Source organism: Streptomyces sp. NPDC059003 (genome assembly GCF_042740445.1).
Lineage (GTDB): Bacteria > Actinomycetota > Actinomycetes > Streptomycetales > Streptomycetaceae > Streptomyces.
In genome coordinates this window covers 1-7,039 of record NZ_JBHYJH010000290.1, presented here as the reverse complement: position 1 = coordinate 7,039, position 7,039 = coordinate 1, and the positions used below count along the sequence as shown (strand labels likewise).

Genomic DNA, 7,039 nt, shown 5'->3' with positions numbered 1-7,039 from the left:
GGGGGCGGAGCCCCCCTGGTTCGGGAAGGGGCGGGTCAGGGGCGCCCCCGCGAGGGCCCCCGCCCCACCCCTACTCGCGCGTATAGAAGTGGTAGAACACCGCCACGAACACCCCCGCGGCCACCGTCCCCGCCATCCCCGTCGACCGCAGCACCGACGCATCGGTGAGGCTGTACAGGAACCCGAACGAAACCCCCGCAAAAGCCGCCCAGGCAATGGCCCGCAACTCCCGCGGAAGCGCCGGCGCGAACCGCCGCAACGCCCCGTACAGAAGCGCGAAGACGACGCCGGTCACGACGCCGTACAGCACGTTGAAGCCGGTGATCGGACCCCCGTCGCGGTGGATGCCCGCCGCCCAGACGCCGTAGACGACGCCGAGCAGAACGGGTCCCGCCCAGGCGGCGGAGAGGGCGCGGACGCCGGGGGTGCCGTGTGCGGTGAGTGCCATGGCGGTTCCTCTCGGTTCAGGAGACCTCGGCCTCCTCCAAGGAAACACCCGTACGACCCGGCTCTCCACCCGAGAGCGATGAGTTTCCCGGGCCCGCCCGGTCTCCCCTCATGACGCACCGCTACCGAACCGCACGGACGACCGCGACCGGACGACCGCAGACGGATGACCGCAATCGGAAGGCGTACGACATGAGCAGCAAGCAGCCGCAGCGGCGATCCGGGCCGGGATTCGGGCCGGGATCCGGTCCGGACGGTCTGGCCATCGAGACCGCGGGCCTGGTGAAGACGTTCGGCGACAACCGCGCGGTCGACGGGGTCGACCTGGCCGTCCCGGCCGGCACCGTCTACGGGGTGCTCGGGCCGAACGGCGCGGGCAAGACCACGACCGTGAAGATGCTCGCCACGCTGCTGCGCCCGGACGGCGGCGAGGCCCACGTCTTCGGCCACGACGTGGTCCGCGAGGCGGACGCCGTACGCGGCATGGTCAGCCTCACCGGACAGTACGCGTCGGTGGACGAGGACCTCACCGGCACGGAGAACCTGGTCCTGCTCGGCCGGCTCACCGGCCACGGCAAGAAGGCCGCGTACCTCCGCGCGGAGCAGCTGCTCGCCGCCTTCGGGCTGAGCGACGCCGCCGGGCGCCAGGTGAAGCACTACTCCGGCGGCATGCGCCGCCGCATCGACATCGCCGCGTCCATCCTCAACACCCCCGACCTGCTGTTCCTGGACGAGCCGACCACCGGCCTCGACCCGCGCAGCCGCAACCAGGTGTGGGACATCGTGCGCGCGGTGGTCGCCCAGGGCACGACCGTGCTGCTGACCACGCAGTATCTGGACGAGGCCGACCAGCTGGCGGCCCGGATCGCCGTCATCGACCAGGGCAGGGTCATCGCCGAGGGCACCAAGGGCGAGCTGAAGGCGTCGGTCGGCGCGGGCTCCGTGCACGTACGCCTGCGGGACGCGCACCGGCGCGACGAGGCGGCCCTGCTGCTCGGCCGCGCCCTCGCCGCGCAGGTGCAGCTGGAGCCGGACCCGGTGGCGCTCACGGCCCGCGTCGGCGACGGCGCCCGGCACAGCGAGGAGGCCGCCGCCGAGAAGGCGTCCCGCGCCCTCGCCGAGCTCGCCCACGCGGGCATCACCGTCGACAACTTCTCGCTCGGCCAGCCGAGCCTGGACGAGGTGTTCCTCGCCCTCACCGGCAAGCCGGTCCCCGACCAGGCCCCCGATCAGGCCCCCGACCACGCAGAGCAGCACCAGGACCAGGACCAGCACCAGGACCAGAAGGAAGCCGAGGTCGTCCGATGAGCACCGCCACCGCCACCGAGGCCCAGGACCTCGCGCCCGTCCGCACCGAGTCCCTCGCCGAACTGCTCATCTCCAAGGACCGCCCGCCGCGCCCCAGCGCGCTCTCCACGTCCCTGACCTTCGGCTGGCGCGCCGTGCTCAAGATCAAGCACGTGCCGGAGCAGCTCTTCGACGTGACCGCGTTCCCGATCATGATGGTGCTGATGTACACGTACCTGTTCGGCGGCGCGCTCGCCGGATCGCCCCGCGAGTACATCCAGTACCTGCTGCCCGGCATCCTCGTCATGTCCGTCGTCATGATCACGATGTACACGGGCGTCTCGGTGAACACCGACATCGAGAAGGGCGTCTTCGACCGCTTCCGCTCGCTGCCCATCTGGCGGCCGTCCACCATGGTCGGCTACCTCCTCGGCGACGCCCTGCGCTACGCCATGGCGTCCGCCGTGATGCTGACCGTCGGCATCATCCTGGGCTTCCGGCCCGACAACGCCGCCGGCGTGCTGCTCGGTGTGGCGCTGCTCATCGTCTTCTCCTTCGCCTTCTCCTGGGTGTGGACGATGTTCGGGCTGCTCCTTCGCACGGAGAAGTCCGTGATGGGCGTCAGCATGATGGTGCTCTTCCCGCTGACGTTCCTCAGCGACATCTTCGTGAAGCCCGAGACCATGCCGGGCTGGCTCCAGGCCTTCGTCAACAACAACCCGATCACGCATCTCGCCTCCGCCGTCCGCGGCCTCATGGACGGCGCCTGGCCGGGCGCGGAGATCGCCTGGAGCCTCGGCTGGGCGGGCCTGCTCGTGGCGGTGTTCGGGCCGGTGACGATGCGGCTCTACAACCGCAAGTGAGGTTTCCACCGGTGAGGTTTCCACCGGGGCTTGTGCTCCATATGCAGTGACCCCGGTCGCGTCGTACGCGGCCGGGGCTTTGGCTTGGCCGCGTGTCCGCCCGTCTCCGCGCCGCCCTGTCGGCCGCGCTCATCGTCCTCGCCTGCGTCCTCGTGCCGCTCGGCGCGGTCGCGACCTGGGCGAGGTACGAGATCGAGGACACCGGTCGGTACGTCGCCACGATGGCGCCCCTCTCCGCCGACCGGGCCGTGCGGGCGGCCGTCGCCGACGCCGTCACGGAATCCGTGCTCAAGGAGGTCGACGCGGGGCCGCTGCAGTCCACCGTCGCGTCGTTCGTGCGCGACGCCGTCGGGTCGTTCACCGAGACCGCCGCGTACCGCGCCGCGTGGGACGCCGCGAACCGCGCCGCGCACTCCGCCGTGATGGACGCCCTGGAGAACGGCGCCGACAACGCCGTCACCATCGACCTCGCCCCCATCCTCCAGCAGGTCAAACGGCAACTCGACGCCGACGGCGTGCCGTTCGCCGACCGCATCCCGGTCCGCCACACCACCATCACCGTCATGAAGGCGCAGGACCTCAACGACTTCCGGAAGGGGTTCCGCATGCTCCAGGTCGCGGGCCTGTGGCTGCCCGTCGCCGCGGTGGTCCTCGGCGCGGGCGGCATCCTCCTCGCCGTACGCCGCCGCCGCGCCGTCACCGCGACCGCGCTCGGCACCGCGCTCGGCGCCGCGGCCCTGGCGGTCGCGGTCGCCGTCGGCCGCGCCCTCACCCTCGACGACCTGCCGCCCGACGTGTCCCGCGCCGCCGCGGGCGCCGTCTACGACGCGCTCACCGCGACGCTGCGCACGACGGCGTGGGTGCTGTTGGGGGTGGGGCTCGTGGTGGCCCTGGGGACGTGGGCGGCGGGAAACCTTCCGCCGTTCCGCCGCGTCTGTAAGGGCGGGTCCGTACGGGAGGGTCGGGTCCGTAAAGGAGGGTCGGGTCCGTAAGGGAGGGTCGGGTCCGTAGCGGATGATCCGGTCCGTAGCGGAGGATCCGGACAGCGCACCGCGCCACGGGTTCCCCACCGACGAAAGGCCGCCCCTTGGAGCATGTGACGGCACCGCCCGGCGCGCCCGCGCCCGACGAGGGCGAGCACGAGGACGCGTACGCGTACGTGGCGGCAGGGCGGCCGCGGCGGCACCGCGTCGCCGCCTGGACCGGCGGGGTGCTGCTCCTCGGCGTCAGCGGCGTCCTCGGGTGCCGGATCGCCGACATCGACGCGGTCACGCCCGTGCCGCAGGTCCTCGCCTTCCTGCCGTGGCTGCTCGTGCCCGTGGTGGCCGCGCTGCTGCTCGCCGCGTACGGGCGCTGGCGCGTCGGCCTGGTCTGGGCGGTGGCGGCGCTCGCCGGGGTCGCCTGGTTCATGGAGCCCTACGGCAAGGTGTCCGACCCCGACGGGCCGCCCGTCGCCGAGATCCGGGTCCTCGCGTCCAACGTCGAATTCGGGCGCGGCACGGGCGGGTTGGTCAAGGCCGTACGGGAGCGCAAGCCCGACCTCGTCTTCGTGTCCGAGTGCGATCGGGCGTGCGCCGGGCTGCTGCGGGAGGAGTTGCCGCGGTCCGCCTACCCCTACCGTGCCGCCGTCGACGCCGACGGGGCCGACGGGTCCGTCATCCTCAGCAACCTGCCCCTGAAGCGGGCCGACGGGGTGCGGGGCACGCTCGGCATGCCGGGCGCTGTCGCGGACGTCAAGGGGATCCCGGTGCGGGTGCAGCTGGCGCATCCGATGCCGCCCACTCCGGGGGGCGTGGACCGGTGGCGGCGGGAGCTGGGCTCGCTGCGGGAGTACGCCGACGGTGGGGGCGGGCGGGCCACGATCATCGCCGGGGACTTCAATGCCACGCAGGATCACGCGGCGTTCCGGCGGATCCTCGACACGGGTCTTCGCGACGCGGCCCGGCAGGACGGGGCCTCCCGCACGCCTACCTGGCCGACGTTCCTCCCCCGCCCCTTCGGGGCCCAGATCGACCACGTCCTGACGACGGACGACTTCGCGTCCCACGACGCCCGCTTCCTGGACATCGGCAACACGGATCACCGGGCGGTGCTGGTCGACCTGACACTGCATCGAGCGGGCTGAGGCCGGGCCCTGCCGGGAGGCCCCCAAGCCCACCCCTTCCCGAACCTGGGGCTCCGCCCCAGACCCCGCTCCTCAAACGCCGGAGGGGCTAGATCTTGCCGCAAGATCCAGCCCGTCCGGCGTTTGAGGACGAGGCGCGAAGCGCCGATTGCTTTTCGGGGGTGCCAGGGGGCTGGCCCCCTGGTTCGGGAAGGGGCGGGTCTGGGGCGCACCCGCGAGGGCCCACCCCCACCCCCATCCCCCCAGCTCACAGCCATAATGGCGTCCATGCGTCCCCGCACGCCCCTCACCCCGCCCGACTGGCTCACCCGCTCCCTCAAGCCCCAACCCGCCCCACGCGTCCCCTGGGCAGCCGTGTCCCGCGCGGCCATCGCGATGTCCCTGCCCCTGGCCATCGGCACGGCGGCGGGCAAACCCACGTACGGCGCGCTCGCAGCGATGGGCGCCCTCTCGGGCGTGATCGGCGACACCGCCGACGCGTACCGCATGCGCATCCTGAACATCGCCGTGCCCCAGCTGTTCGGCGCGCTCGGCGTGACCCTCGGCGCGCTGGTGTACGGGCACGGCTGGGTCACGGTCGGCGCGGTGACGCTGGTCGCGCTGGTGTCCGGGATGATGTCGACGATCGGCGCCGTGGCCTCCGTATCCGGTCTGCTCCTGCTGCTCAACGCCGTGATCGGCGCCGGCCTCCCGCTCCCCGGTGAGTGGTGGCTCGCCCCCGCCCTGATGACCGGCGGCGGCCTGCTCGTCCTCGTCCTCGCGCTGCTCGCCTGGCCGCTGCGGTCGGGCGTGCCGGAGCGGGCGGCGGTCGCGGCGACGTACCGCGCCGTCGCGGCGCTCCTGGAGGCGGCGAGCACCGAGCACGGCGCGGACGACGGGTACGACGAGGCCCGCGCCGCTGTCACCGCCTCCCTCAACCAGGCCTACGACCTCGTCCTGGCCCGCCGCGCCCGCGACCACGGCCGCAGCCCCGACCTCGTCCGGCTCGTCGCCGAGCTGAACGCCGTCACGCCCGTCGTCGAGGCCGCGCCCGCCGCCCACCAGTACGGCGAGAAGCTGCCGCCCGAACTCCCGGAAGCGGCCCGGAGGCTGGCCGCCGCCATCGAGCACGGTCCCGTCTCGGCGCCCGTCGACCTCGGCCTGCCCGACGAGCCGCCCGACTCCCAGGGGCCCGGCTCCCAGGGGCCCGCCGCCCGCGCCGTGCGCCAGGCCCTGCGGCACGCCGCCGACACCCTCGCCGACCCCGACCCGCTCACCGTCGTCCACGCCGACGACCGGCTCGGCCGCCCCGCCGCGCTGCGCGTCCGCGCCCGGCGCGCCACCCGCAACGTCGTCCTCTCCGGCGCGTCCTGGCGCTACGGCCTGCGCCTCGCCCTGTGCATCGGCGTCGCCCAGGCCCTGGTGTCCCTCGTCGACGTGCCCCGCTCCTACTGGGTCGCGCTCACCGTCACCTTCGTCCTGAAGCCGGACTTCGGCTCGGTGTTCTCGCGTGCCGTGATGCGCGCGGTCGGCACCGCGGCCGGGCTCGTCGTCGCGGCGGCCGTCCTCGCGTCCGTGGACCGCGGCTGGTGGGACGTGCCGGTGGTGTTCGCCCTCGCCATGCTCATCCCCGCGCTCACGCCCCGCGGGTACGGCTACCAGACCGCCGCCATCACCCCGGTCATCCTGCTGCTCTCCGACGTCCTCAACCACCAGGGCTTCGGGCTCGTCCTGCCCCGGCTCCTCGACAGCCTCATCGGCTGCGGCATCGCGCTCGTCGCGGGCTATCTGCTGTGGCCCGAGAGCTGGCACACCCGCATCGGCGACCGGCTCGCCGGCGCGGTGGCCGATACGGCGGCGTACGTGGACTGCGCGTTCGGGCCCGCCGCGGATCCCGCCGCGCGGGCGCGGATGCGGCGGCGGCTGTACCGGGATCTGTCCGACATCCGCACCGAGTTCCAGCGTGCGCTCACCGAGCCGCCGCCGGTGGGGGCGCGGGCCGCCGCGTGGTGGCCGCTCGTGGTGGCCGTCGAGCGGATCGTCGACGCGACGACCGCTGCGCGGGTGCGGGTGCGGCACGGGGCCGTGGCCCCCGCCGACCCCGAGGTCGGCGAGGTCTCCCGCCAGCTGCGCGAACTCTCCGCCGCCCTCCGCGAGGTCGAGGTCCTCGACCCCGTCCCGATCGACTTCACCGGCCCCAAGGACAGCGTCCTGGAACCACTCCGCCAGGAGGTGGCGGCGGCCCGGGCGGTCACGTCACCGCGGGGCTGATCCCTCGCGGGTGCGCCCCAGACCCGCCCCTTCCCGAACTAGGGGGCCAGCCCCCTAGCACCCCCGA

Annotated in this window: 6 protein-coding genes; 5 read left to right on the top strand and 1 reads right to left on the bottom strand. The window is 73.7% G+C overall.

The window, feature by feature from the left end; all coding sequences use genetic code 11:
• Positions 1-70 precede the first annotated feature (70 nt).
• Positions 71-448, bottom strand: coding sequence for a hypothetical protein (locus ACFWZ5_RS43570; protein WP_384806176.1), 378 nt, complete (start codon positions 446-448; stop codon positions 71-73).
• Positions 449-639: 191 nt separating this feature from the next.
• Between ACFWZ5_RS43570 and ACFWZ5_RS43565 the strand changes: the two genes are divergently transcribed.
• The 5 genes from ACFWZ5_RS43565 (at position 640) to ACFWZ5_RS43545 (ending at position 6,972) form a co-directional block, all read left to right on the top strand.
• On the top strand, positions 640-1,755 hold the full coding sequence (locus tag ACFWZ5_RS43565) for an ATP-binding cassette domain-containing protein (RefSeq protein ID WP_384806178.1): 1,116 nt from the start codon (positions 640-642) through the stop codon (positions 1,753-1,755).
• Positions 1,752-2,597: an ABC transporter permease gene (locus ACFWZ5_RS43560; protein ID WP_384806180.1), complete on the top strand. Its 846-nt coding sequence runs from the start codon at positions 1,752-1,754 to the stop codon at positions 2,595-2,597. Before ACFWZ5_RS43565 ends, ACFWZ5_RS43560 begins: the two co-directional genes overlap by 4 nt.
• Before the next feature lie 92 nt (positions 2,598-2,689).
• Complete coding sequence (locus tag ACFWZ5_RS43555; RefSeq protein WP_384806182.1) at positions 2,690-3,589, top strand: hypothetical protein; 900 nt, start codon at positions 2,690-2,692, stop codon at positions 3,587-3,589.
• 95 nt (positions 3,590-3,684) lie between these two features.
• A complete protein-coding gene (locus ACFWZ5_RS43550) occupies positions 3,685-4,722 on the top strand; it encodes an endonuclease/exonuclease/phosphatase family protein (RefSeq protein ID WP_384806184.1) in 1,038 nt (345 codons plus the stop codon).
• A 267-nt stretch (positions 4,723-4,989) separates the two neighbouring features.
• Positions 4,990-6,972 (top strand): FUSC family protein, encoded by a 1,983-nt coding sequence (locus ACFWZ5_RS43545; RefSeq protein ID WP_384806829.1) that lies wholly within the window; start codon positions 4,990-4,992, stop codon positions 6,970-6,972.
• The last annotated feature ends 67 nt before the right edge of the window (positions 6,973-7,039 follow it).

Excerpts from the sequence above, each read along its gene's own strand:
- ACFWZ5_RS43560 (WP_384806180.1), top strand. The coding sequence starts at position 1,752 with ATGAGCACCGCCACCGCCACCGAGGCCCAGGACCTCGCGCCCGTCCGC.
- ACFWZ5_RS43545 (WP_384806829.1), top strand. The coding sequence starts at position 4,990 with ATGCGTCCCCGCACGCCCCTCACCCCGCCCGACTGGCTCACCCGCTCC.
- ACFWZ5_RS43570 (WP_384806176.1), bottom strand. The coding sequence starts at position 448 with ATGGCACTCACCGCACACGGCACCCCCGGCGTCCGCGCCCTCTCCGCC.
- ACFWZ5_RS43565 (WP_384806178.1), top strand. The coding sequence starts at position 640 with ATGAGCAGCAAGCAGCCGCAGCGGCGATCCGGGCCGGGATTCGGGCCG.